This is a genomic window from Azomonas macrocytogenes (assembly GCF_014191985.1).
Taxonomy (GTDB): domain Bacteria; phylum Pseudomonadota; class Gammaproteobacteria; order Pseudomonadales; family Pseudomonadaceae; genus Azomonas; species Azomonas macrocytogenes.
The window spans coordinates 90,363-114,788 of sequence record NZ_JACHXI010000004.1; the positions used below are offsets into that span (position 1 = coordinate 90,363).

Sequence of the window (24,426 nt, forward strand, 5' to 3'; positions counted from 1 at the left end):
GATTCCGTCTGGCTGATGGCATGACCCCGGCTGGCTGTTCAGCGTTCCGCAGCCTGTTCCGCTTTTCCGTACGCCGGCGCCCAGCCGCCGCCCAGCGCCTGATACAGGTCGATCAGGTTGTTCAACTGGCCTTCGCGCACCTGCACTGCCAAGAGGTCGTTCTCGAACAGGTTGCGCTGGGCATCAAGTTCCTGCAGGTAGGAGGAGTAGCCGTTGCGGTAGCGGTCGCGAGCGATTTCCAGGGAGCGGTAGAGCACTGTACGCCGGGCGAGAATGTGGTCGATCTGCTGCTGCAGGCGAATGACACCCGAGAGGGCATCTTCCATTTCGGCAAAAGCCTGCAGCGTAGTGGCGCGATAGGCGTAGGCGGCTTGGTCGCGCTGGGCGCTGGCGATGCCGACCTGGGCTTGGAGACGGCCGGACGTGTAGATCGGCGTCAGGATGCTGCTGCCCAGGCTCCAGACTTTGACCGGGTTGTAGTCCAGCGAGTTGGTGTACAGCTGGCCGATGCTGGCGGAGAGCTGCACGCGCGGCAGAAACTCGTCGCGCCGCGATTCCAGGACCGCATCAGTAGCGGCCAGCAATTGTTCGGCCTGGGCGATATCCGGGCGTCGACGCAGCAGTTGCGCAGGCAGCATGCCGGGGACTTTCGGTAACTGCACCGCGTCCAGAGGCTGGCTGCGCCGGATATGGCCAGGCATAGCTCCGGTGAGCACCCGCAATGCGTCTTCCTGCTCGCGGATGGCCTGTTCCAGCTGGAAGATCCTCTGCAACACGGATTCGTATTCCGACTGCGCCTGGGTCAGCTCCAACTGCGAGGTATAACCGACGGCGGCGCGATCCTCCGCAACGCGCAGGGCGCCGACGCGCGAGGCGACGGTTTCGCGGGTCACCGCCAGTTGGCCGTCCAGCGACAGCAGCGTGATATAGGCGCGGGCGGTGGTGCTGGCAACGGTCAGGCGGACCGCGTCGCGTTCGGCCAGGCTGGCCTGATACTGATTGCGCTGGGCCTGCTCCAGCTTGCGCAACCGGCCCCAGATATCCGCCTCGTAGGCGACCTGCAACTGGGGTTGCACCGTTCGCGGATGAGCGACCGTACCGAGCGCGCTGAGGCTGCGCTGGCGCTGCCCGGTGACCGCTGCGGCCACATCCGGCCACCAGGCCGAGCGGGCCAGGGCGATGTGCTGGTAGGCTTCATCGACCCGAGCGACGGCACCCAGCACATCGGTGTTATGGCGCAGCGCGGTTTCCACCAGCAGTGTGAGTTGCGGGTCGTCGAAGGTTTGCCACCAATGGTCAGGGATAGGTGCGAGCGGCTCGCCAGCGGTACGCCAGTGGGTCGGTGCGATTACCTTGGCCTCCCAGGGGATGGGTTCTTTTGCCGGGACACAAGCGACAAGAAGCAGGGTGGTGCCGAACAGCAATGCGGTTCGAGCGTTCATCGAGGTTCGCTCGCCGTGTCGACGTGCGTGACCACCGACATGCCGGGCCGCAACCGACTGGCCAGCGGCTGGTCTGGATCGAGGGCGATACGGACCGGGATGCGCTGCACGACCTTGGTGAAGTTGCCGGTGGCGTTGTCCGAGCGCAGCACACTGAATTCCGAGCCGGTGGCCGGTGCCAGGCGCTCGATGCGGCCGGTGAGCAGGGCATCGTCGAGCGCATCGACCCGGAGGGTCACGGCTTGACCGGGTTGCATAAGCCAGGTTTGGGTTTCCTTGTAATTGGCGATCACCCAGAGCTGCTCGGGAACCAGATAGAACAGCTGCGAGCCGGCTGTCACGTACTGTCCCTGGCGGACCGACACCTCGCTCAACTGACCGTCGCGTGGCGCGCTGATCAGGGTATGGTCCAGATCGATCTGCGTCAGATGCAGCGCTGCTGCGGCCATCTGTACCTGGGCTTCGAGGCTGCCGCGAGAAACCTCGGCTGCCGTCACGGCCTGCCGGGCAATATTGATCGCCGCGTCGGCTTTTTCCAGGTTCGCCGCCGCCACGCGGGCGGTAGCGCGGATCTGGTCGCGCTCGCGCAGAGAGACCGAGCCGCGCGAGGCCAGCTCATCGACCCGCTGTTTGTCGGTACGGGCGCGTTCGTATTCGGCCTGGGCCGAGAGCCGGTCGGCCTGCCGCGCCGCCAGGGTCGCCCGGTTGGAGGCCAGGCTCTGTTCGTTATTCTTCAGCTCGGCCTGGTGGGCGGCCAGTTCCGCCTGGGCCTGTTCGACCCGCTGGCGGTAGATGCTCTGGTCGATGCGCACCAGCAACTGACCCTGCTTAACCTGCTGGAAATCCTGTACCAGCACATCGGCCACATAGCCGTTCACCTGTGGCGCCAGGACCGTGACCTGTCCGCGGACATAGGCATTGTCGGTGATCATGATGCTGCTGGTGAACGGCCATAGCCCCCAGGCGTAGAGCACGGCGAGAACCCCGACCAGGGCGACGCCGAGCATGCCGATCACGGTCCGGCGTCCGGGTTTGAGGATCTTGGGTGGGGATAGCGCGGCGGCCCCGGCATCCGGGAGAGCCGCGCTCTGATTGGCCTGTGGTGGGTTTTCTTGGTCGGGCATGGATTTCTTGGGGCTGGTTGGGGGGCTGGCGAGCAAGGGCTGGGCAAGGCAAAGCGGCTGGGGATGCGAGCCGGATTCGCTTTGGAGTTTAGAACCTGTTCAAAGACTGCTGCGCGTTGGCCATACCGCGTTGAAAATGGCCTGGATCGCCAGCCCGGTCGGAATGCTCATTTACTACCTGTAAACTCGCACGCGAGCCCGGTCCGCTTCCTCAGCCATTTTCGCCTTAGCTCGCGAGACTTTGAACAGGCTCTTAGCGCGCCGATGGGTGCAAACGTTCTCAGGGCCTGTAACAGGCTCTCAGGCGGCAGTTTGCCTTTTCCGGCGTATATCACGCACGGTATGGTACAGCGACCAACACAGAAAGCCGGTCGAGGTAAGGCCAATCAGGCGGAAGACATCGTTGAAAGCCAGCACGTTGGCCTCGCGAGTCACGATCTGGCCGAACTGCGCGCTACCCATTGCCTGGCGCAAGACTGGATCGCCCTGGGTCGAGCCATAGACCTGGCCTTGTAACTGCAAGCGCTGGGCGATTCGTGGATCGGTCGGGTCGATCTGTTCTACCAGATAGCTCGAATGATATTTCTCGCGCACCGTCTCGAAGGTGCCGAACAGGGCCGGGCCGGCCAAGCCGCCGAGGCTTTGGGTGAGTGCGAAAAGCACCGTGAAACTGACCAGGTAATTCGCCCCGTTTTGCACCGCGCGCATGAAGCCGATGAGCATCAGCGGGCCAAAGAACATGCCGCTGGCGAGTGCCAGCAGGCCCTGGCTGAAATACATGTCGTGCGGGCGGGTCAGGCTGCTGGAGTGGCTATCCAGAAAGCTGGCGATGCCGATCAACACGATCGAGACGACGATCTGCGGCAGTTGGGTCTGCGGGCTGAAGATCAGTGCGCTGATGCCGATCCCGGCCATGACGCACAGCAGGATCACCGTATACAGCGCCTGCAACTGATCGGCGTTCATCCCCAGATACTGCAACAGGCCCACGGCGCCGAACGTCTGTTCGGACAATAGAAAACGCAGCATGATGGCCCCGAGGGTGAAACGCAGCATCTCGATCGTACCCAGCCAGCGTGTCTGGATCAGCGGATTGTGCCGGTTGCGTTCGATCAACAAGACCGCGATCAGCAATACGATGGCCGCGACCAGGCTGTAACCGATCCAGGGTTGCGTGAACCACCACTGAATGCGTCCCTGCGCCACCACCGCCGCGATCAGCGCCAGCGCCGGGGCGAGCAGGGCAATCGTCAGCGCATCCATCCACTCGAAAGCCTTGATGCGAATGCCCGGAGGCAGTTTGAGAAGGGTGATGAAGGCCAGCGAGCACAACGCCAGACCCGATTCGAAGATATACAGGCGATGCCATTCGCCCATATCGCGCAAGGGCGGTGACAGCACCCAGGCCAGCGGCGTGGCGAGTTGGGAAACGCCGACCCCCAGAACCTGCGCCTTGCCGGCCTGGGCCTTCCTGAAGGCTTGCAGCATGTAGAGTGTAGCCAGGGTCGTCAGCGTCGCCCCGGCAAAACCACTCGCGGCGCGCACTGCCACGGCCATGGAAAATGTATTGACGAACACATGCAGCAGCGTCAGCACCGCATAACAGCTCAGCCCGATTTCGGCGAAGCGGACCAGGCCGAACTGCTGGCGAAACTTGACCAGCACCAGATTGGCCGAGACATTGACCATCAGGTAGGAGGCGGTCAGCCAGGCGCCCTGGGAGGGTGTCAGGCCCAGATCGCCCTGGATGTAGGGAAGGTTGGCGGTGACCAGCGCATTGCCGAGGCCGCCGGTGATCCCCAGCAGGATCGACCCCAGCGCATAGGCGGCCCGGATCGGCGGCGGATGCAGCGGCGTGGACGGCGAGCCTGGCATACTGGGCCGCTCGTGTGGCTCCCAGGGGGGAAGAGGGTCGAGATAGGTGGGCACGCCGGCAGTCTCCTGTCCAATGCCGGGAACCTTACTAGATGCTGCCGTCACGCGGAAACGACTGCTGCTGTTTGCTGCTCTAATTACCGGTAGCTGAAACTCCACGCCAGCGCATGGTCACAGATCGGGAATTTCGGGGCTGCTGTGCTCGCAGGCGGTAACCATCATGAAGGCTCCTTGTGGGGCTGGAGGGGCAACATGGCATCTCGGCGGCAATTTGTTTTCGCCAGCGGCGGCCTCGCGGCGGCGGCATTGGCGGTAGGGCTGTTTCCCCGGCTTGCGGCACTGGCCGTATCGGCGGAGCCCGCTGGCGCGCCGGAAACCTTCGAGGTGAAGCGCACCGACGCCGAGTGGCGTGCCCGGCTCACGCCGGCGCAATACTACATCTTGCGTCAGGCGGGGACCGAGCGGCCTTACAGCAGCGCGCTCAATGACGAACACCGCAGTGGTGTATTTGCCTGCGCCGGCTGTGGGCTGCCGTTGTTTTCCTCGCGGACCAAATTCGACAGCCATACGGGCTGGCCCAGCTTCTGGGCGCCGCTCGACGGAGCCGTCGGCACCCGGGCCGATTCCTCGTTCGGCATGAGCCGCACGGAAGTCCATTGCCGCCGCTGCGGCGGGCACCTGGGGCATGTCTTCAACGACGGCCCGAAACCCACTGGGCTGCGTTACTGCATGAATGGTTTTGCCATGCAATTCATGCCTTCGGTGTAGCCTTGGGCATTCTTCCCATTTCGACAAGCCGGCCACGATCATCATGCTGCTACTTCTCCTTGCCTACCTGGGCGGTGTCCTGACCATCATCAGCCCCTGCATTCTGCCGGTGCTGCCGTTCGTCTTCGCGCGCGCCGGCCAGCCGTTCTCGCGCAACGGGCTGCCGCTGCTGGGCGGGATGGCGCTGATGTTCGCCGCTGTCGCGACCCTGGCCGCGGTGGGCGGTGGCTGGGTCGTCAAGGCCAACCAATATGGCCGCTGGCTGGCGTTGGCGCTGGTCGCACTGTTCGGACTGGCGCTGCTGTTGCCGCGTGTAGCCGAGTGGTTGACCCAGCCCTTGGTTGCAGCCGGCAATCGCCTGGCGGCCTCGGTCCAGGCGGATGGGCAATCACGCCCCGGCCTGTCGTTCCTGCTGGGAATTGCGACGGGATTGCTGTGGGCACCCTGTGCGGGCCCCATACTCGGGTTGATCCTGACAGGCGCGGCGCTGCAAGGCGCGAACCTGAATTCCACGCTGTTGTTGCTGGCCTATGCGGCAGGCGCGGCGACTTCCCTGGCGGGCGCGTTGCTGCTGGGGGGAAAGGTCTTCGCCGCACTGAAGCATTCGCTCGGCGCCGGCGAATGGCTGCGGCGCGGTCTGGGCGCGGCGATGCTGGTCGGTGTCGCCGCTATCGCCCTGGGCCTGGATACGGGTGTGCTGGCCCGGATATCAACGGCTTCCACGGGCTGGATCGAACAAGCGCTGGTCGACCGTTTCGCTGACTCCGACACACCCGGCGGTGGCGCCATGCAGCAAGGTTCGCCTACGGCGATGATGGCCGCGTCGGATCTGGCCGTGGAACTGCCTGACGAAGGCCCGGCGCCTGCCCTCGATGGCGCCGTGCAATGGCTCAATTCTGCGCCACTGTCGTTGCCGGCATTGCGTGGCAAGGTCGTGCTGGTGGATTTCTGGACTTACTCCTGCATCAACTGCCTGCGCACGCTGCCCTATGTGAAGGCCTGGGCTGAGAAGTATCGCGAGCAGGGATTGGTGGTGATCGGCGTGCATGCTCCCGAGTTCGCCTTCGAGCGCGATGCGGACAATGTGACCCTGGCCATGCGCAAGCTCGGCATCACCTACCCGGTAGCCATCGACAACAATTATGCGATCTGGCGGGCCTTCAACAACCGGTACTGGCCTGCTCACTACTTTATCGATGCCCAGGGGCGGATTCGCTACCACCATTTCGGTGAGGGGGAATACGACGAATCGGAACGGGTGATCCAGCAGCTTCTGCGTGAAACAGGCGCGCACGTCACCGCCGGGCTGAGCGATGTGCAAGGGCAGGGTATCCAGCAAGCGACCGACCTGAGCCAGATCCGTTCCCCCGAGACCTACCTGGGGTACGAGCGAGCGGAAAACTTCGCCTCCGGTGCTGCCGTGCAGGATCAACCATCGACCTACCGCGTACCGGCGCACCTCACGCTCAACCAGTGGGGGCTGGCGGGGCAGTGGAATATCGGCACGCAACGCGCAACCCTGGCCAGTGCACCCGGGCGCATCGTCTATCGGTTCCATGCGCGCGATCTGCATCTGGTGCTCGGCCCCGGCCGGGACGGCCAGCCGGTACGCTTCAAGGTTACGCTGGACGGCAAGGCGCCAGGGGATGCCCATGGCCTGGATGTCTCGACGGATGGTAGCGGGACCGTCACTGAACAGCGCCTTTACCAGCTCATCCGCCAGGGTGGCGCTGTCAGCGAACATGAATTCAGTATCGAGTTTCTCGACCCGGATGTGTCGGCATATGCCTTCACGTTTGGCTGAAGTCCGTTGTTCACTGGAGAACATCACCATGCTCACCACAAAACCCGTCTCCCCGGATGCCAGGCCGAAACGCACCCTGGCGTTGTTGCTCGCCGGCAGCCTGACGCTCGGCAGCGGTCTGTGGTTCTGGCAATACTCTGACGATTCGTTCGCCTGGGCTGCGGAAGCGGTGGTCATCGCCCCACCGGTGCAGGATATTCCGGCAAGCGGTGCAAACCAGGCGATAGCTATTTTCGCGGGCGGCTGCTTCTGGGGAGTGGAGGGTGTATTCCAGCATGTGCAAGGCGTCCGGCAGGTGCTGTCGGGATATGCCGGCGGCACGGCGAACAGCGCACGCTATAGCGCTGTCAGCAGCGGCCGGACCGGGCATGCCGAAGCGGTGGAGGTCACCTTCGATCCTGAACAGGTCAGCTACGGCACGCTGCTGCAAATCTTCTTCTCGGTTGCGCACGACCCGACCGAGTTGAACCGGCAGGGACCGGACGTCGGCACCCAGTATCGCTCGGCCATCTTCCCGGTCGATACCCTGCAGCAACAGGTTGCCCAGGCCTATATCGCCCAGCTCGACGCGGGTCATGCCTACCGCCGCCCCATCGTCACCCGCATCGAGAACAATACCGGCTTCTATCCCGCCGAGACTTATCACCAGGATTTTCTGGCGAAAAATCCGCATCACCCTTACATCGTCACTAACGATCTGCCGAAAATCGCGCAACTCAAGCAGTTGTTCCCGCAACGCTATCGGGAAACGCCAGTGCTTGGGACTTCACCCTGAGCTGGCCCAGGGGACGTGTGATTAACCGTACAGATCACTAGAATGAGCGCCCTTTCGCCAGATGTATTTGTCCATGCCGCACACCTTCCCTTCCTGTCGGATCGCCGTGATTGGCGCCGGGCCTGCCGGATTGATGGCCGCGCAAGTGCTGGGCCGGGCCGGCGTCCAGGTCGATGTCTTCGATGCCATGCCATCGGTGGGGCGCAAATTCCTGCAGGCGGGAGTCGGCGGGATGAACATTACCCATGCCGAACCGCTCGCGGCCTTTCTCGAGCGCTACGGTGTGCGCCGCGAACAGTTGCGGCCAATGATCGAAGCATTTTCGCCCACGGCATTGCGTGAGTGGGTCCACAGCCTGGGTATCGAAACCTTCGTCGGCAGTTCCGGGCGGGTGTTTCCCCGCGAGATGAAGGCTGCGCCACTACTGCGTGCCTGGCTCAGGCAGTTGCGCGAAACGGGCGTGCGTATCCATAGCCGCCAGCGCTGGCTGGGCTGGACGGCACAGGGTGAGCTGCGCCTGGCCACGGCCCAGGGCGAGCAGTTGCTGAAGCCCGCTGCAACGCTGTTGGCCCTGGGCGGCGGCAGCTGGTCGCGGCTGGGTTCGGACGCTGCCTGGGTGTCGCTGTTGCAGGCACGCGGCATCGCGATCGCACCGCTGAAACCGGCCAATTGCGGCTTCGAGGTAACCACCTGGAGCGAGTACCTACGCGAGCGCTGCGCAGGTGCGCCGCTGAAGAATGTTGCGCTCGGGCTGGATGGCGAACCCATGCGCAAAGGCGAATTCGTGCTGACCGCGCGCGGGCTCGAAGGCAGCCTGGTGTATGCCTGGTCCGCCGCTATCCGTGACCGCATCGAACAGCATGGCCAGGCGCTGGTGCGGCTGGATCTGTTGCCGGACCGTTCGCTGGATAATCTCACCGCCGCCCTGGCAAAGCCGCGTGGCAAACGCTCCATGGCCAGCCACCTCAAGCGCCAGCTGGGGCTGGATGGCGTCAAGGCGGCGCTGCTGCGCGAACTGGCCGCTGCCGAAACCTTCGCTACTGCGCAGACGTTGGCGGCGGCAATCAAGGCGCTGCCGATCGTGCTGGTGCGTCCGCGCCCGCTGGATGAGGCCATCAGCAGCGCCGGTGGCGTGCCGTTCGAGGCGCTGGATGAGCGCTTGATGCTGCGTGAGCTGCCGGGAGTGTTCTGCGCCGGAGAAATGCTGGACTGGGAAGCACCCACCGGCGGTTATCTACTGACTGCCTGCCTGGCGACCGGGCGTGCCGCCGGTGCCGGAATGCTCGCCTGGCTTGGCACCCACACCCGGCACGAATAAGCCGGACAGGGCTTTGCCGCAGGGACTGCGTCAGAGCTGGCAGCGCATGGGCAGCATGCTGGAAGGCTCGAAACCGTGGCGGGCATAGAAGCGCTGGGCGGCTGCGTTGGTCGTATCGGTCAACAGCGTGATGCGCTTGCAACCCTTTTCCCGGGCGTGCGCGATGGCTGCCTGCAGCAACTGCGAACCGGCTCCGACGCCCCGGGCATCCGGCGCCACCACCATGTCCTCGAGCAGCGCCACTGGTTCGCCGAGCGCGGTGGAAATGGTGTAAAGCAGATTGACCATGCCGATCACCTTATCCTGCTGCCTGGCAAGCAGAATGGTGCCGACCCGGGCATCCTCGACGATGCGCGTCAGGCCGCGCGTCTGGGCGTCGATATCCGGCTGGAATTCCGCTTCCTGGGCAAACAGGTGACCGAGCAGTACGACCAGCTCGGGAATGTCCGCCGGTGTGGCGCTATGGATTTGCATGGTTCGGCTCCGTGGGCCTGCCATGAACGTTCTACGGCAAGGCAGTCGACATGGCAGGAAGAAAATTAAGCCGGAAGTCCTCGCTTCCGACGCTGCGTTTATTACCAGCAACCTTCCTGCATGGCCACGCTTTTAGGGTCGGCTGCGGTTTCCTGGGCGATCAGGCCGTGCATGCACTCCAGGGTCTTCTCGTTGTTTTCCACCAGATTCTTCAGGCTCCCGGCTTTCTGCCAGTCCAGGATATGCTCGATGCCGTAGAAGGTGCGCTTGCCATTGTAGGAATTCTGCAACTGCATCAGCGCGATATCCAGCCGCGGGTGCTTGGGGGCAAGCTGAGTCATTTGCGCAGCCAGCGTCTGGTATTGCCGAATACCGGCGTTGAAACGCTTGAGGTACTTCGACGTTTCGGGAGCTTGCACGTCGGCTGCCAGCTCCTTCAGCACGCGGCCGCGACCATCGTCCTGGTTGGGCGCATCGACCCCCATCATCTCGACGATGGTAGCGGTCACATCGATATTTTCCGCATAGGGAATGGTCTTGCCCTTGGCGATCCCCGGGCCGTGAAAGATCAGCGGAATGCGTGCGGAATCCTCGAACAGGATCGGGTGTCCGCCGTACACCGAAGCACCGGCCGCCTGCAGGACGAACAGGGTGTCGTCCCATTTGCGCTCGACCTTGAGATAGGTCACCAGATCGCCCAGCAACCGGTCCGCCTCCCTGGCCTCCTTGATGAAGGGCGAACCTTCGGCGTACAGGTTGTTCTTCCACGGCTTGTCCGGCGTGGCCAGGGCGACCGGGAGCGCGCCGCGATCATTGGTATCCTGCAGGGCAATGCGGATAAACGTCGGATCGTATTCCGCGATCACCTGCTTGCTCAGCGCGATCACATCCTCATCGCGCATGGCCGGATCCAGCTTGGAATAGGTGAATCCCTCATTGAGCGAATCGTAGGCCCTGGAATTGGCAATGTGCGCGGTATAACGCTCGCCGAAGCTCTGCTGGATCATCCGTGACTTGTCGGTCAACAGCACTGTGCCGGCCATGCCGACCGGATTGGGCAGCGAGGAAAGGTAATGGCGCCCGTATTCGCCCGTCGTCGGATGCCAGGGAATGATCGCCAGCGCCTCATCGACCGACGTACCTTCCTTCTTCAACTCCAGAACGTTGGTCAGGCCCAGCTTTTCCGGCGCCTGGTAGTGCAGACCGTCGAACTGGACGACGACGACCCGCTTGGGCTTTGCCTCCGTGTCCGCCTCTACCGTGCTGCAAATGGCGATTGCCGAAGCAAACAGCAAAACCATGGCGGCAGCGGACAACTGAGGTAGGTTCATCGTCTTTCCTTGAATCATCTGAATACGGGGCTGCTAAAGACACCCTCCGACAAACGGAAAGTCAACGAGTTGCTGTGTTTTTCAGTAAAAATTCATTTACGCGCTTTGGCCTGGGGAACTGTTCGGGCAAAGGTGTGGCCACGTTCTTCATCTTACACTCGGTTTTCTGCACCGCCTGGTCCGGCAGTGAAAAGATGCCAGTCACTGGCCTTGCGCCACTTCAACTTTGAACTGCCTATTCGGCAGTGAAAAAGACCCTGGTCAGATTCGGGGTTTAACTGACATTTCTGAACTGCCTACGCGGCAGTGAGGACTATGGCGCAGAAATACTCGATATTTTCCTTTTCCGAACTGCCCACACGGCAGCGAAGAATACAATTGCGAACACGCAAGCTTCTATCATTTTCTGAACTGCCTATACGGCAGTGAAGAAGGATGGCTTTGGCCCCTGGTTTCTTCGAGGAGACGTTTTTCTGAACTGCCTACGCGGCAGTGAAGTTTATATTTTGCAGAAGATTCTTTTTCAAAGCTTTCTGAACTGCCTACGCGGCAGTGAAGACAACAGATCAGACACGACGCAGGCCCCGATGGTTTCTGAATTGCCTACGCAGCAATGAAATCGTCACTTGTATTCCAAAGGATACTGATAAGTTTCTGAACTGCCTATACAGCAGTAAAGATGGCTTTGATCCCTTGTTTCGAGGGAGCTTTTTCTGAACTACCTGCCCGGTAGTGAAAGCGTAACTTTAATCTCAAAAGATAATGGCAAGTTTCTGAACTGCCTACGCGGCGGTGAAGATTTATGGCCTGGCGGGCGTGCTTGATGGCCTTTTCTGAACTGCCTACGCGGCAGTGAAGGTGGTGCAGGTTCCAGCCGAGTTGATCCGGGATTTCTGAACTGCCTATGCGGCAGTGAAGCCAAAAACACCAAACGAACAGCCGATGGCATTTTTCTGAACTGCCTATGCGGCAGTGAAGCTGGCCCGTATTTCGCGCCAGACTGCTCATCATTTCTGAACTGCCTACGCGGCAGTGAAGTGCTGTACTCCGCCGCATTGCACTTCGGGCATTTTCTGAACTGCCTACGCGGCAGTGAAGAATCGTCCCCGGATCGCTTGCGACTAGTATCCTTTCTGAACTGCCTACGCGGCAGTGAAGCCGAAAAGATTTAGCGGATGACATTGCCGAATTTTCTGAACTGCCTACGCGGCAGTGAAGGCATCTATTGCGTTTTTTCCTGTGCTTGCGATTTTCTGAACTGCCTACGCGGCAGTGAAGAAGATGCACGTTTGAACATTTGAAACCTCTCATTTCTGAACTGCCTACGCGGCAGTGAAGGTGCGTGAGACGTTCTACGCCTGGGGCCGCTGTTTCTGAACTGCCTACGCGGCAGTGAAGTACAAAGCCTGCATCTTAATAAATTGATTGTTAAAGAAAAATCACCAGTTTGTAAGCAGTAGCCCAAGTTTTCGGGGCGCCTCCAAGTGGTTGATTTACATAGGAGGCGCAGCTTATGCCGAAAAAGGGTCAGAACCAGGGTACGGTTGCCGTGGAACTGAGTCCGTAGCTGGTGAAGGGGCCGGGTACTGCCAGGTCCTGGACTGGCAGGTGTTCGATGAAGAGTCGGAAGCGCTGGCCGGTGCTGTGGCTGGCGAGGACGACGTAGGGCAGTTCCAGGCGTTCGGCGAGGTGGTCAGGAATGGCTTGGCGGGCGGCTTCGGCGTCGATTTGCCGGCGGGCCATCAGGCGGCGGCGTAGGCGTTCCGGGTTGCTCTTGGCCTGGACGCGGCGGACGATTCGTTGCCGCGCCTGGGATGGAACGGGGGCGATGTCGCCGCTGGCGATGTGGTCCCGCAGGCCGGTTGTCCAGTCGGCTCGGATCAGCTGTTGCAATGCCGCAGCGTCGCCATGCAGGCGCAGCCGCTGGCCCAGTGCATGGCTGTCGTCGCGGACATCGGGGAAGCTGACGCCAATGCGGCCAGCGCTGTGTTCGGCCAGGCCTCGGTGCAGTTTGCCGAACAGGGCGTTCATCAGCAGCGTGGCGGAAAACTCCGGGTCCGGCAGCAGGCGGATTTCCAGGTAGTGGTCCATGCTTCAGCCCGCCTCGCCGAAGACGCCGCCACGAATCAGGGTGGCGATGACGAAGTGCTGTTGTTCCAGTTCGGGTGCCTTGTCCTTGATGATCCAGTTGTCGAGCAGGTTGTAGAAGTCCTGCTTGTCCTTGGGTTGGCGGTAGGCTTTGCCCTGGGTCGTCACCGAGCCGTAGGGTTCCACGGCGATTGGGCCGAGCCTGTCTGCGCCGGCGTACCAGGTGTCGATGGTGCGCAGGGCATTGCCGATTTTCTGCGAGTGGATGCCGGCGATGTCGCCGATCTGATACAGGGTCTTGCTTTTGTCGCTGCGACCTCGGTCGAGGATCAGCTCCTGGGAGGGGAATACCTCTTGCCCGGCACCAACCCGTACAAAGGCGGTGACGTGCAGCAGCACGTGACGGTTTCCGGCGAAGCCGTTGACGATCAGCGTGGCGAGTTCGTCCAGTGAGGCGGCCGCGTCGGCCGGGGCTTCGAAACTGCGCAGCGGCAATGACAGGGCGTCGAAAGTCCAGCTTGCCTGTGCACTGCCGTCGACCAGGTGGGCAATGCGGACTTCCACGTGTTCGGCACCGATGCGGTTGCGCCACAGGAAGCGGCCGTTGGCGAGGTTGAAGGCATAGCGTCGGGCCAGTTCGCCAAAGCCGTTGACTGCGCTATAGCCATTCACGGTATCCAACAGTTTCTGCAGGTAGTCGGTATCGTTGCAGGCGGAAGGTTTACCAGTGCCCGCGAGCACGCGCAGGGTGAAGGTGACTCGCAGGGTGTCGGCCTCGGCGGGGAGGGCGGCCACGTCCACTGTTTGCAGGTTGGGGTTCTCGATGGCGGCGTCGAGTTTGGCCGGGTCCTGATCCTTGGTCTTGAGGCGGTTGGAGATGGTTCCGCGCACGGATTTTTTCTGGATGGTCAGTGCTGTCCACGGACGACTGTCGTCGCGGGCGTTCCAGTCGCCGGCGAAGAAGAGAGCATCGGAAGGGTCGAGTTTGCGTTCGAAGGCGAGAACGGATGCGGTCTTGAGTGCCATGCTGAAAGTCCTTGTGTGATCGAATGGCGGTCAGTTGCCTGAAGCGGGATTGAGTTGGGCGAAGTCGTTGCGGCAGCGGTACAGGCCTTGGGATTCATCGGTGTGGGCGTACCACAGCAGTTCGCGTGCGTCGCTCAGGCGATGGGGGCTGATCCATTGGCCCATGGAGTAAAGGCTTTCCACGAAGCAGAACGGGATGTTGCGGTCCCGGGCATTTTGTACGCTGCCGGCCGGATACTGATCGGTGAGAGCACCGTAGCCCACTGGGATCGGTACGATCCAGCCGGAGCCGGCGGGGCGGTCATGCTGCCATTCCACCTTGCCGGACTCATTCGCTTGATCGGGCCTGGGGCGCCAGTTGCGGCGGGAAAGGTCCAGCCAGGCATCCAGGGCGGTGCTGTTGGGGGCTTCGGCCTGCAAGGCAGTCAGCCGCTGTTGCAGCAGGTCGTCGCGGCTCACCAGGGCAAAGCCGGGCAGCCACTGGCGGCGCAGGTAGCGGAATTGTTTGCCGCGCTCTTGCGCGTCTTCGGCCAGCCGGATCAGTTGCGGGTAAATGCGCCGTCCCGGTCCGGGCCTGGAGGGCAGCAGCGTGCCGCCGGCTACGCGCAGGGTGGCGAGCGTGTCGCCTACCTGTTGCGCGGTTTTCCGCCGTTGCTCGAGCTCTTGCAGGACCGGGTTGTTCTGGGAATCACCGGTCACACCAAACACCAGAGTGATATCGAGGTGGATACGGCCTTCCTCGACGATGGCGGCGGTACTGCCATCCTTGTCCAGGGGGTTGCGGGTGAGGCGGAAGGTTTGGACGTAGCCGCTGTTGTGGGTTTGCTCGGTGTGTTCGTGGCAGATGACGCCGACACTGTCGAAGGCCAGGGCCATGTCCTGTTCGGCCAGCTTTCGCTCCAGCGCCCACATCAGGCCGAGGAAGGCGGTGATCGAGGGAAAACCATGGGTGAGTGGGCTGGAGATGGCGTTGGCGTTCTGGATGCGCAGGTGCGGCAGGATCAGCAGGCCCTGGCTCTCAGGAAGCGCGGGGTTCATACGCCCTCCCGTGCGGGAATATACGTGGGTGCATCCAGTCGCCGGCGCAGGTGATGGAGCTGCTGTGCCCAGCCGTCCTGAGCTTCATCGAGCAGTAGCTCGTTTTGCCAGTGGCGCTGTTCGGCGTCGCCCACCAGCAATTTGCCGTTCAGTTGTCTGTTGAGCCAGTTGCCGAAACGTTGGCCGATGTGCGCGGGCCAGTCCTGGCGCAGCCATTCCGCGAGGAAGGTTTCTTCATCAGGCTGTTCGGCTCGCCGCGGGTCCAGCCAGAGTTGTTCGGCGCGTGCCAGTTGGCAGTGCGGATCGCGACTCCAGCCCGGTGTCAGGGCGTGCTGGAGTTCGCCGGCCAGGCATACCAGTTCATCGATCAGGCTGTCGAGGCAAGCATCCACGCGATCGCGGGTCGCCTGGTTCGGCGGTGGATCGCTTTCCAGAAAGCGGCGCAGTTCATGGATTGCGTCGCGTACGCCTTCCCTGCCTCCGTAGATACGCTCCAATACCGAATCCATATGCCATGGCATGCGTACATCGCGAGGTTTCCAGTCGGGCGGCAACGAGGCCAGCAGGTAGTTGTTGCCGTTGCGTTCGCTGTTCAACTGCGAGATGTTCTGTGGCTTGGTACCACCGAGTTTCTGCACTGCCAGGCCAGGGTAATCGCGAAAAGCCCGCTCATGGGGATGGTGCTCGCGCCGCGCCTGTCGCGCCATCTTGTTGGCTTCGCCGAAGCGGTCTTCCTGAATGGTCTGGTACACCGCATGGGCCAGCGAGCTGGCATACAGGGGCGAGAGCAGCAGATAGGCTCCGTTATCTGTCGGGTCGCTGCCTGTCAGCCAGTAGAGCTGTTTGGTGCGGGTATGGGAAGACAAGCCGCCGGCGCGCGGTTGCGTCAGGCTGATGAACGCTTCCCGCCACCTCTGTGCCTGCTTGAGGTCATCGCTCAGTGCGGTCAAGGCGTCCGGATCATCAGCCAGCAGGTCATCGAGCAGGGAGCGTTCGTCCACCTTCAGCTTGAGCAGCTTGTAGACATCCAATGCAGCGGCATTGCCGACAATATCGCTGGCGAAGTCTGTGCCCAGGCTGTGGCTGCCGATTTCCTCATGGGAGGGCAACAGGTTCGGTGTGACGTAGAGGTTGGTGCCGCGCGCATCCGGGTGGATGGGTTTGAGGGTGTGGGTGACGGCCTGGATCTGGCGGACGCGGCGTGCCGCATCGGCTAGCCAGGCGAGGCGTGCATGCTGGGCGATCAGTCCGGCGCGTCTGGGGTCATCGGGAGCGAGCTTGTCGAGTTTGCCTATCAGGCGCTCGTGGAGAAAGACTTCGATGGCTGCGCGAATTCGCTCCCACCGTTTGTCCTGTGGGATATCAGGCATAAGAACTCCTTTTCAATTGGTAAAGCAAAAACGGGATTTCAGGTAATGCTCTGGGTAAATAGTGGTGAGTTGCCACAAAATCGTTCCTGTTATGCGGCATGTCACACATTTGTATGTGTCTGGCTTTCGCAAATGACTCCGTGTGCTCTTTCAATATCTTATGAACGGTTACGCGGAATCCTCACTTTTCCTTGGTAAACCCTAACACTGGATGAAAGCGCCAGCCCTGGGTCGCGTTCGGCAGACTGACGGTGGCGAAGCGCCTGGCGCAGTCGAGCAGCGGCATGTCCAGGGCTGTCGCCTGTTCCGTCAGCGCCTGCATGAAATCGACCTCACTCCAGGGGGCGATGCGTTCGCCCTGCACGGCCTCGGGTGGGGCGCGGTAGTTGAGGCTGTTTTCCACCTTAACGTAAAGGGTTTCTCCTTTGCATTTGCCATCGACCAAGCGATGCAGGGCGTAGTCGTCCTCGTCGTCGTTGGGCAACAGCACCAGATCGAGGCGTGGCTGCGGGTCATAACGGAAGGGTTGTTGCTGCGCCAGTACGCCGGTCAGCCAGAGGTGTTCGTGCAGCCAATGGCTGGCAGCGTTGAGCGGGGCGGAGGGCGCCTTGGCGGCGAAGCGCGCGCGGTGCGCAGTGGCGGGCGCTGACATGGCGGGGGGCAGCATCTGTTGATGCAGACGAGCGTGCTCCAGGTCCACCAGGCGTTCCCGGGGGCGCAGGTCGGCCTCGGTGCGCGGCAGGATGCGCGGGCGGGCATCGATGACCTGGCGTTCCTGTGCGTCGAGCAATTGTTCGAGGCGGTGGGCGGTGAGGCGGAAATCGCCTTCGTCACGCTCGAAGCCGGGCTTGCAGAAGGCGGCCTTGCCCGGTTGTTCGAAGTAGCGCAGGTTGCTGTCGAGGATTACCAGGTTGGGCTGTTCGACGGCGCCGGAGCGGTGTCGGCGAATGCGTCCGGCGAGTTGGATCAGCGAGCGCATGGAGGAAGGCTCCACCACTGCCCAGTCGTAGTCGTGATCGCGACCCACTTCAGTGACCGGCGAGCCGAGCACGATGAAGAGGTGATCGGGTTCGTCGTCGTGATCGAGCCGCTGGCGGATGTCCGGCAGCTCGAACACGGCCTCCGGTTGGCGCCGATTGAGCGCGGCATCCAGGCGTTGCTCGATGGCCGAGCGGATCAGCAGCGGGAACTGGGAATGGTAGACGCACAGGTGAATGCGCCAGCCTGCCGGTGCGCCGTGCCGATAGAGGGCCAGGGCCACGTCGAACAGTGGGTCGATGTTGGCCATGCGCACCAGGCCAAAACTGACTCGCTTGCCGCTATGGGGGTCGATGCTGTGGTGGTGGGCATGCAGGCTCAGCGCTGCATCACGAATCTGTAAGGCGAATTGGCAGCGGCGCTCGGCCTTGTCCTGAGTGGTGAAGTCGAGGGGCAGCAGTTGGCTGCGGCGGCGCACGGCTTCCTGGCTCAGGCGTTCGTGGCGTTTGCGGGCGAAGGCCTGGTGGGCGTTGCGGAACGTTTCCGCGTCGGTGCAGTCCTGGCCGGCCTGGTTGAATTCGTCGAACCAGGCGCAGCAGATGTTCGGCGTCTCGCCGGGGCGCTCGCCGCGGTTGCGTTGGAACCACTGGCGGCCATTGCGATAGGCGAGGAACAGGCCCTCCACCAGTGCCGGCGGCAGGGTGGCGGAGGAGAGTAGTACGCGACTGCCGAGCAGGCCGGCCCAGTGCACCAAGCGGGTCAGCGCCGGCAGATCGTCGATGTCGAAGTCGTCGGGTTCATCCAGCACCAGGTCGCCGCTCATCAGGCGCAGCATGGGGGCGATCTGGTGTCCACCGCGCTGGCTTTCGGTGGCCGGGGTCAGGTGGTCGATAGTGCACACCAGCAACGGCGTGGCGAGCAATGCACGTACTTGCGGGTCGCGGCTCAGACGTTGCAGTAGCGGATGCTGGTCGTTGCCTTCGAACAGCACATGGCCGTTTTCCTCCAGCAGTTCCTGGCAAGAGGCGGAGCCGCTGCGTTCGGCCAGTTGCTGATAATGCTCGAACAGTTCGCGGCTGGCCGCGCCGCCGACCCGGATCGCTAGTTCGTCGTCGCCCAGCCCCAGGGTTTCACGAAAAGCGCGGCCGGTTTGCAGGGTCAGGGTGCGCAGGCCCAGAGCGAAGGCGCAGCGCAGGCCTTTGGCCGGATCGGCCAGCGCGTTCATGATGCGTGCGTTGGCCAGGGTCTTGCCGCAGCCGGTGGAGGCCATGTTGACAAGGAAGGCCCCCTGGCGGGCGGCACGTTCACGCATCGCCGTGGCGGTGTCGGCGGCGCGGTCCTGCCAGCGGAAGCGTGGGTCCGCGCTGCGTTTTTTCAGGCCCTTGTGGCGTGCCAGGCGCGGCAGGTGCCGCTCGAAGCCGGGCAGGGCATGGGCGACGAGGCTGGCGTGGGCCTCGACCCCCAGCAGGTGTTCGTCGAGTGTCTGGTTGAGCCTCGGACGACCGCTGGCGTCCCGGCAGGTGTTGGCATGCAATGGATAGTCGGCGTTGCGCTGGGGGCGATCCGAAGGATCGGTCAGGCTGGAATAGTGATGGTCGGCCAGCATCAGGGCCAGGCGCGACAGGTGCATGACGTAGGGATCGTCCAGCCAGGGCCTGGGGTGGAGCTGGCCGCTCAGCTCCAGCAGGCGTCGGGCAAGGCGGCTGGCCTGTTTACGCCATTCCCGCGTGGTGACCGGCAGGCCGTGGGGAAACCGCCAATAGGCTTCGATGGCCTGGGTGTCGGTGCTGTTGTGCGGTTCGTTCCAGGTGGCGTCGATCCGCTCCAGCAGGCCGACGAGCTGTTCGCTGCGAAAGTCCGACACCTTGACGCCTTGAGGGCGATAGCCACCCTTGTCGTCCTCGGCGGGTAGCATGGGCAGGCGGTGATGGCTGAGCACCAGCCAGCCCAGGGCGCGGGCCAGCGGCGGCAGGCGGGCGAACGGCTTGTCGCCCGGGGCGGCGGGGTCGAGGCCATCGCGACGCAGGCGCTGCCGGTCCAGCCAGCTTGCATTATCCGCAGCGGAGGGGTCGCTCAGGCGTTGCAGCCATTGGGCGTCGTCGCTGTCGCCGACGAAGGCCTGGAACAGGCGCAGCGAAATCCATTCGTGACGGTACAGGTTGCGCTCCAGCGGCGCGTCGGACCGCAGCCGGTCCTGGAAAGCAAGGCAGGCTTTGCCGAGGTCGTGCAGCAGTGCGGCCAGGGCGGCGAGCGCGCGGATGATCTGCAAGCTGTGCCAGTCGTTCTCATCCTCCCGCCGCAGCACGTTGCGCCGAGTGGTGTTGGTCGGCGTCGCGCCCTGGGCGTTGAAGCGGCTGGCGTCGCCGACGATCCACAGCAGTTCGCTGTGATCCTTGCCGCGAATCCAGTGGCAGGCCACTGCGGTGTTCTTGCGCGCGGTCTTGCGCAACAGTTTGCGCAGGGTGTCGAGGCCGGCCTGGGTGATCGGCGTCTGCCAGGTGCGCTCGCCACGGCGCTCGGTGAATTGGTCGAGGATGCGCCGGCTTTCCGTCAGGGCGCGCTTGTCGCATTGGGCGATCAGCAGGATGTTCATGGCTGCGCCCCGCCCAGGCGCTGGGCGACGGCTTGCAGGTTGGCGATCATGAAGTCCAGCGCTTCGTTGCGCGCCAGGCTTTCCAGGCAGGCCTGGCGGAATTCCTGTTCCTCGTCGCCGCGCATGGCGAAGATGAAGGCCTGCGGCAGGATCAGCGCATCCTTGACCAGATCGGCCACGTCGAACACCAGGCCGCCACGGCGAGTCTTGCCGTGCAGCACCGCCAGGCCGTGGGGGATGCCCAGCACCCAGGTGGCGGTGGCGGCCAGGCCGTAGGCGAGGTAGTTGCCGTGGTCGAGGAAGCGGTTGGCCGGGTCGCCGCCGCTGCCACGCTTGGCGCGCACGAAGTCCGCGTAGCCGACGGCCTGTGCCGCCAGACGGAACAGTTGCTTGGTCAGGCGGGCTTCCTCGGTGAGCAGGAAGGTGGTGTCCGGCGCTTGCGCCTGAGCCTTGAGCGAGCGGGCCAGGAGAGCTTTCAACTGGTCTTCGTCGATGGCGAAATCGGCCTCGCGCAGCGCGCGGCTGTTCAGCCAGTGCCGCTCGATCAGTTCCAGCCGGGCCCGCTGGAAGGCTTTCGCCGCCTCCAGGCGCCGGCCGTCGTCGAACCAGAAGGACACCCAGCGTTGCAGGTATTCGGTGGGCCGGTATTCGCTCTGCGGGCAGAACCAGGCGACTTCGACATCCACCTCGTTGGCGGAAAACAGCGGCGTGCCGCCGCCACCGGCGAAGCCCACCAGCACGCCGGCCTTGGCCAGCTCGCGCATCGCCGCCTGGGTGATGGAGGTGCCGGTGCCCAGCAGCAGGCTGGTGGTGTTGGCGATGGGGATGTTCCAGTACAGCGAGCGCCGGCCTTCGTCGGTGACGTACTCGACGCGGCCGCCGTTGACCAGCACCCGGCAGTGCTCCAGGTAGTAGAGGTTGGCGCGCTTGGAGTGGAGAATGGTTTTCAGGTCGGAGGGGGAAAGATCGTCCATGATATCGATTCGCTGAAAGGGATCGGCATGCTATGCCGACCTTCTGTCCTCGAAAAAGACTGTCGTGTCCGTGATCGGATAAGGTTCTCATTATTGGCCGGATCGCCCGTTTTTGCCGACGAAACCTGCCGATAGGCTGTGCGGCTCGAGGTCGCCCTCGTCGATGTGCTCTTGCGAATTATTCGTATCTGCCTGATTTTTAGCTGTTCATCAACGTGCTGATGAATGACCGGTTATGGCGATCGTACGGAGGTAAGGAGATGATCGAATGTCGAAGCTAGTGAAAACCCTGTTTGCGATGGGGCGGGCAGGTTCTGTGATCTTGCTGGCGCTCGCCGGGATGCAGGGTGTGGCCCATGCCGATGAAGCTGCCCCTTGGCAGGCTACGCAGAGCCTGCGAGGGAGCGAGGCTTCCGGGCTGGAAGGCGGCAGTGCCCACCGGCCCGCATCGGCGAATGCAGAAGTGGCTGCGCCGATCCTGGCTTTCAAGCCTTCGCCCCGGATCACTGCAGAGGTCAACCGGCAATTGGCGGACGGTTTCGCTTCAGGAGACGAGGCGGCCTGGCCGGATGTGGTGCGGCAGATGGCGCCCGGTGCGCTGGACGACCAGATGTTCCGCCGGATGCTGGCTCGGCCACTGGGGACATCGCGGGAACAAATGCTGGATTCGCTGGCCTCGGGCAAGGTGCAGAGTGAATTTCGCAAGATGCTCGACGCGGCGGGTTACCACGAGAACGATGTGGGTGATGCGGCTGCGCTGTTCATGATCTGCGCCTGGTCGATCGTTCATGATCAATTGACGATTCCCCAGGGGGCCTTCGAGGCGGCGCGCGCGATCATGGCGCGGCATGAGCGAGGCGACGAGATCACCCGGATCGGCGATGAGGAAAAACAGGCCTCAGCCGAATCCTTTGCGATCATGACGCTGCTGATCGGTGCGGCCAGTGAGCAGGGGCTTGGCGTGGATCGGCAAAACTTGCAGCGCGGCGTGCGGCAGATGGTGAAGAACATGGGCACGGACCTGGACGAGATCGTGCTGACAGAGAATGGCTTCATACCCAAAAGCTGAGCGGCCAGCCTGGCACCGGGGCTGCCCGTGGTCGTACGAGCCGCCCGGAAAATAGCTCAGCGCTTGACCAGCCCGGCTGAGGTCAGGTCGAGTTGAGTCAAGTCGACACCGGCACCGAGTACGTTCTGGCGCAGCTTGTCCTGCAGCATGTTCAGTTCCTGGGTCTTGCCTTCTTTTTCCAGCCGCTGGTACGAATAGCCGGCCACCATGGTGGAGAACATGAGCCGGTCAGCCATGCTCTGCTTCACGTCTTCCGGCAACCCGGCAAGTGCTTTGGTTCGTTCGAAGGCCGGGCCGAGCTGCTGGCGCACGGCGCTCTGTCCGGCTGGCTCGCTGCTGGAATCGCGACCGTTGACGACTTCCCAGGCAACGATCAGGTAGGCCGCGGTCACATCCGCCAGGTTGGTCGGCGAGTAGCCATAGTGCTTGAGCAGGCTGTCGTAGTTGTTCATCAGCTTTCCGTTGCCGAAAGCCTGCTGCACGATGTTGCGCGAATCCGGATCGGTGAAGTTGGCTGCCAGAAACTGTTCCAGGCTCGTCTGCGTCTTGCCTGGGTCGCGGTCGAAATCCAGGGCTTTGGGCGATTTTCTGTCAGAAGCCGATGCGCCCTTGGCCAGAGCAGCGCCGATCGCCTCACGCAGGGCCTGGCTCGCATCGCTGCTCTTCTGAGGGGATGCGGCGGCTGACGGCTGCGTGGCCCGGGCCTGGTCGGCTGCCTGAACCTGGGGCACCGAAATCGTTATCAGAGCGATCGGCAGCAGCCAGGTCTTCAGGTTGAGCGGAAATCTGCGCATGGGGTTGAAAGTGGGGCAGGTACTCTTGTCGATCAAGGCAAAATTCTCCGTCGCTGTTGTGGTGTGTGGCTCGATGCGCGCGATGCCGGGGCGACGTTCCACCGAACCTGGTCGCCGTCCGGCTTTCGCCCGGGTCGTTGTGGAGACCGTCCCGGGCAGGTGATCGTTCCGCTTGGCTGAAGGATGATGCCGGGCGATCCGGGATTTCGTGATGCTGTGATACGCAACAGGCGAAATGGCCTGCACTTGATTATGGCTTTGCAGGCGATTTGATCGGGATGTGGGCCTGGTGTGCAGGAACGGGCGTTTACGCAATGAAACTCTCAGAAAAGACACCCAAGAATTCCTGACCTTGTATGGACGTGCCGATCATTATCGGTGTGCTGCAAGAAAACGCTTGCTCAGTGTCGCCATGAACCATGTTGAACTTCAACATCCCACTCTGCGGCGGCCAACGCCTTTTTCAGCCCTAAACGATCAAGCGGAATGCAATAAGCCGGTTTAACTCGTTCGAAGCGCCAGCTATCGGCAAGTGATCCGGCCTCGACGGCGTCTGCACCTGGTGTTTCCAGCTGACCGCCAGAAAACCGCAAAGCTCCGGGCTTTCATTGATGTGGCAGTGTCAGCGTTTGGCCAGGATTTTTAATGATCGCTTCCGTTCGGTTTGAACCAATCGGCTACCCACACAAATGATCAACTCTTGGCACATACATGGCCATATCGACGGTAAATGGCTGTTCAGCAGTATTACAAGCTGATGATCGAGTGAGGCGCAATTTCGCCGTAGCAGAACGATTCGGCACAAATGCGGTTCAATGGCTAAGGTTTTATGGAGTTTTGTCTATCTGGAATAAAACGGAGAATCGAATGCACAGATCATTGGGTCATATCGCTAAAGCTGTTGCTGTTTCACTCATGTTGTGTGGCGCCGCTATCGCTGACGACGCGCCGTTTACCTTGCCCAAGCTGCCTTATGCGTTCAATGCGCTGGAGCCTTCGATCGATGCCCGGACCATGGAGATCCACCATGACGCGCATCACAAGGCCTACGTCGATAACCTGAACGCCAAGCTCAAGGACTACCCGGACCTGAAAGGGGAGAGCATCGAGGATATCCTCGAACATGTTTCCAAATACGACGCGGCGGTACGCAACAACGCCGGCGGCCACTACAACCACAGCCTGTTCTGGACCATCCTGGCCCCCATCGGCAGCACGGGCGAGCCGAGCGAGAAGCTGGCCGCGCAGATCAAGAAGGATTTCGGCTCGCAGGAGGCATTCGTCAAGCAGTTCAGCGAGGCGGCGGCGAAGAACTTCGGTTCGGGCTGGACCTGGCTGATTGCCAAGGAAGATGGTTCGCTGGCCATCACCAACACCCCGAACCAGGATAACCCGCTGATGGATGTCGCCACGACCAAGGGCAAGCCAATCCTCGGGCTGGATACCTGGGAGCACGCCTATTATCTGAAGTATCAGAACAAGCGTCCTGCCTATATCGAAGCGTGGTGGCGTGTGGTGAACTGGAAAGAAGTGAGCAGGCGTTTCGACGACTGATCTGCTGCGGATTCTGCTTTATAAAGAAAAG

18 protein-coding genes and 1 pseudogene are annotated in these 24,426 nt (G+C 62.4%); 6 read left to right on the forward strand and 13 right to left on the reverse strand.

From position 1 onward, the window contains the following. Positions 1-38: 38 nt before the first annotated feature. From FHR87_RS05690 to FHR87_RS05700, 3 genes are all read right to left on the reverse strand, one after another. Complete coding sequence (locus tag FHR87_RS05690; protein WP_183165755.1) at positions 39-1,442, reverse strand: efflux transporter outer membrane subunit; 1,404 nt, start codon at positions 1,440-1,442, stop codon at positions 39-41. Further along, positions 1,439-2,566 (reverse strand): HlyD family secretion protein, encoded by a 1,128-nt coding sequence (locus tag FHR87_RS05695; RefSeq protein WP_183165756.1) that lies wholly within the window; start codon positions 2,564-2,566, stop codon positions 1,439-1,441. Before FHR87_RS05695 ends, FHR87_RS05690 begins: the two co-directional genes overlap by 4 nt. 300 nt (positions 2,567-2,866) lie before the next feature. After that, entirely contained in the window at positions 2,867-4,441 is a 1,575-nt protein-coding gene (locus tag FHR87_RS05700; RefSeq protein WP_183165918.1) for an MFS transporter, read from the reverse strand. A 252-nt stretch (positions 4,442-4,693) separates the two neighbouring features. On the opposite strand from FHR87_RS05700, the gene msrB reads away from it, so the two are divergent. From msrB to FHR87_RS05720, 4 genes are all read left to right on the forward strand, one after another. Further along, positions 4,694-5,209 carry a peptide-methionine (R)-S-oxide reductase MsrB gene (msrB, locus tag FHR87_RS05705; protein WP_183165757.1) on the forward strand — a complete coding sequence of 172 codons (516 nt, stop codon included), beginning with the start codon at positions 4,694-4,696 and terminating at the stop codon, positions 5,207-5,209. 43 nt (positions 5,210-5,252) lie between these two features. Beyond that, entirely contained in the window at positions 5,253-7,013 is a 1,761-nt protein-coding gene (locus FHR87_RS05710; protein WP_183165758.1) for a cytochrome c biogenesis protein DipZ, read from the forward strand. Between the two features lie 28 nt (positions 7,014-7,041). Next, a complete protein-coding gene (gene msrA, locus FHR87_RS05715; protein WP_183165759.1) occupies positions 7,042-7,788 on the forward strand; it encodes a peptide-methionine (S)-S-oxide reductase MsrA in 747 nt (248 codons plus the stop codon). 73 nt (positions 7,789-7,861) lie between these two features. After that, positions 7,862-9,106 carry a TIGR03862 family flavoprotein gene (locus tag FHR87_RS05720; RefSeq protein ID WP_183165760.1) on the forward strand — a complete coding sequence of 415 codons (1,245 nt, stop codon included), beginning with the start codon at positions 7,862-7,864 and terminating at the stop codon, positions 9,104-9,106. A gap of 30 nt (positions 9,107-9,136) precedes the next feature. Here FHR87_RS05720 and FHR87_RS05725 read toward each other — a convergent pair whose 3' ends face one another. The 8 genes from FHR87_RS05725 to cas1f form a co-directional block, all read right to left on the reverse strand. Further along, positions 9,137-9,580, reverse strand: a complete 444-nt coding sequence (locus FHR87_RS05725; RefSeq protein WP_183165761.1) for a GNAT family N-acetyltransferase — start codon at positions 9,578-9,580, stop codon at positions 9,137-9,139. A 101-nt stretch (positions 9,581-9,681) separates the two neighbouring features. Then, positions 9,682-10,911, reverse strand: a complete 1,230-nt coding sequence (locus FHR87_RS05730; protein WP_183165762.1) for a sulfatase-like hydrolase/transferase — start codon at positions 10,909-10,911, stop codon at positions 9,682-9,684. A 1,527-nt stretch (positions 10,912-12,438) separates the two neighbouring features. Continuing rightward, on the reverse strand, positions 12,439-13,002 hold the full coding sequence (cas6f, locus tag FHR87_RS05735; protein ID WP_183165763.1) for a type I-F CRISPR-associated endoribonuclease Cas6/Csy4: 564 nt from the start codon (positions 13,000-13,002) through the stop codon (positions 12,439-12,441). A gap of 3 nt (positions 13,003-13,005) precedes the next feature. After that, a complete protein-coding gene (csy3, locus tag FHR87_RS05740; protein ID WP_183165764.1) occupies positions 13,006-14,025 on the reverse strand; it encodes a type I-F CRISPR-associated protein Csy3 in 1,020 nt (339 codons plus the stop codon). Positions 14,026-14,055: 30 nt separating this feature from the next. After that, entirely contained in the window at positions 14,056-15,063 is a 1,008-nt protein-coding gene (gene csy2 / locus FHR87_RS05745; protein ID WP_183165765.1) for a type I-F CRISPR-associated protein Csy2, read from the reverse strand. Beyond that, positions 15,060-16,433 carry a type I-F CRISPR-associated protein Csy1 gene (gene csy1 / locus FHR87_RS05750; protein ID WP_183165766.1) on the reverse strand — a complete coding sequence of 458 codons (1,374 nt, stop codon included), beginning with the start codon at positions 16,431-16,433 and terminating at the stop codon, positions 15,060-15,062. The genes csy2 and csy1 overlap by 4 nt, the downstream gene beginning before the upstream one ends. 181 nt (positions 16,434-16,614) lie before the next feature. Continuing rightward, positions 16,615-20,004, reverse strand: coding sequence for a type I-F CRISPR-associated helicase Cas3f (gene cas3f / locus FHR87_RS05755; protein ID WP_183165767.1), 3,390 nt, complete (start codon positions 20,002-20,004; stop codon positions 16,615-16,617). Further along, complete coding sequence (gene cas1f, locus FHR87_RS05760) at positions 20,001-20,978, reverse strand: type I-F CRISPR-associated endonuclease Cas1f (protein WP_183165768.1); 978 nt, start codon at positions 20,976-20,978, stop codon at positions 20,001-20,003. Before cas1f ends, cas3f begins: the two co-directional genes overlap by 4 nt. A gap of 268 nt (positions 20,979-21,246) precedes the next feature. Here cas1f and FHR87_RS05765 point away from each other — a divergent pair, with 268 nt between their 5' ends. Next, entirely contained in the window at positions 21,247-22,047 is an 801-nt protein-coding gene (locus FHR87_RS05765; protein WP_183165769.1) for a DUF6683 family protein, read from the forward strand. 56 nt (positions 22,048-22,103) lie between these two features. Here FHR87_RS05765 and FHR87_RS05770 read toward each other — a convergent pair whose 3' ends face one another. Then, the gene (locus tag FHR87_RS05770) at positions 22,104-22,943 is read right to left on the reverse strand and encodes a DUF6683 family protein (protein ID WP_183165770.1); all 840 of its coding nucleotides are present in this window, start codon (positions 22,941-22,943) and stop codon (positions 22,104-22,106) included. Between the two features lie 299 nt (positions 22,944-23,242). Next, positions 23,243-23,413, reverse strand: a pseudogene (locus tag FHR87_RS19140) (NADP oxidoreductase); the annotation flags it as partial. Positions 23,414-23,756: 343 nt separating this feature from the next. On the opposite strand from FHR87_RS19140, the gene FHR87_RS05775 reads away from it, so the two are divergent. After that, on the forward strand, positions 23,757-24,395 hold the full coding sequence (locus tag FHR87_RS05775) for a superoxide dismutase (protein ID WP_183165919.1): 639 nt from the start codon (positions 23,757-23,759) through the stop codon (positions 24,393-24,395). Positions 24,396-24,426: the final 31 nt, after the last annotated feature.

Excerpts from the sequence above, each read along its gene's own strand:
- msrA (WP_183165759.1), top strand. The coding sequence starts at position 7,042 with ATGCTCACCACAAAACCCGTCTCCCCGGATGCCAGGCCGAAACGCACC.
- FHR87_RS05775 (WP_183165919.1), top strand. The coding sequence starts at position 23,757 with ATGTTGTGTGGCGCCGCTATCGCTGACGACGCGCCGTTTACCTTGCCC.
- cas6f (WP_183165763.1), bottom strand. The coding sequence starts at position 13,002 with ATGGACCACTACCTGGAAATCCGCCTGCTGCCGGACCCGGAGTTTTCC.
- cas1f (WP_183165768.1), bottom strand. The coding sequence starts at position 20,978 with ATGGACGATCTTTCCCCCTCCGACCTGAAAACCATTCTCCACTCCAAG.
- FHR87_RS05765 (WP_183165769.1), top strand. The coding sequence starts at position 21,247 with ATGTCGAAGCTAGTGAAAACCCTGTTTGCGATGGGGCGGGCAGGTTCT.
- cas3f (WP_183165767.1), bottom strand. The coding sequence starts at position 20,004 with ATGAACATCCTGCTGATCGCCCAATGCGACAAGCGCGCCCTGACGGAA.
- FHR87_RS05700 (WP_183165918.1), bottom strand. The coding sequence starts at position 4,441 with ATGCCAGGCTCGCCGTCCACGCCGCTGCATCCGCCGCCGATCCGGGCC.
- FHR87_RS05690 (WP_183165755.1), bottom strand. The coding sequence starts at position 1,442 with ATGAACGCTCGAACCGCATTGCTGTTCGGCACCACCCTGCTTCTTGTC.
- FHR87_RS05725 (WP_183165761.1), bottom strand. The coding sequence starts at position 9,580 with ATGCAAATCCATAGCGCCACACCGGCGGACATTCCCGAGCTGGTCGTA.
- csy1 (WP_183165766.1), bottom strand. The coding sequence starts at position 16,433 with ATGCCTGATATCCCACAGGACAAACGGTGGGAGCGAATTCGCGCAGCC.
- FHR87_RS05720 (WP_183165760.1), top strand. The coding sequence starts at position 7,862 with ATGCCGCACACCTTCCCTTCCTGTCGGATCGCCGTGATTGGCGCCGGG.
- csy2 (WP_183165765.1), bottom strand. The coding sequence starts at position 15,063 with ATGAACCCCGCGCTTCCTGAGAGCCAGGGCCTGCTGATCCTGCCGCAC.
- FHR87_RS05695 (WP_183165756.1), bottom strand. The coding sequence starts at position 2,566 with ATGCCCGACCAAGAAAACCCACCACAGGCCAATCAGAGCGCGGCTCTC.
- FHR87_RS05710 (WP_183165758.1), top strand. The coding sequence starts at position 5,253 with ATGCTGCTACTTCTCCTTGCCTACCTGGGCGGTGTCCTGACCATCATC.
- csy3 (WP_183165764.1), bottom strand. The coding sequence starts at position 14,025 with ATGGCACTCAAGACCGCATCCGTTCTCGCCTTCGAACGCAAACTCGAC.
- msrB (WP_183165757.1), top strand. The coding sequence starts at position 4,694 with ATGGCATCTCGGCGGCAATTTGTTTTCGCCAGCGGCGGCCTCGCGGCG.
- FHR87_RS05730 (WP_183165762.1), bottom strand. The coding sequence starts at position 10,911 with ATGAACCTACCTCAGTTGTCCGCTGCCGCCATGGTTTTGCTGTTTGCT.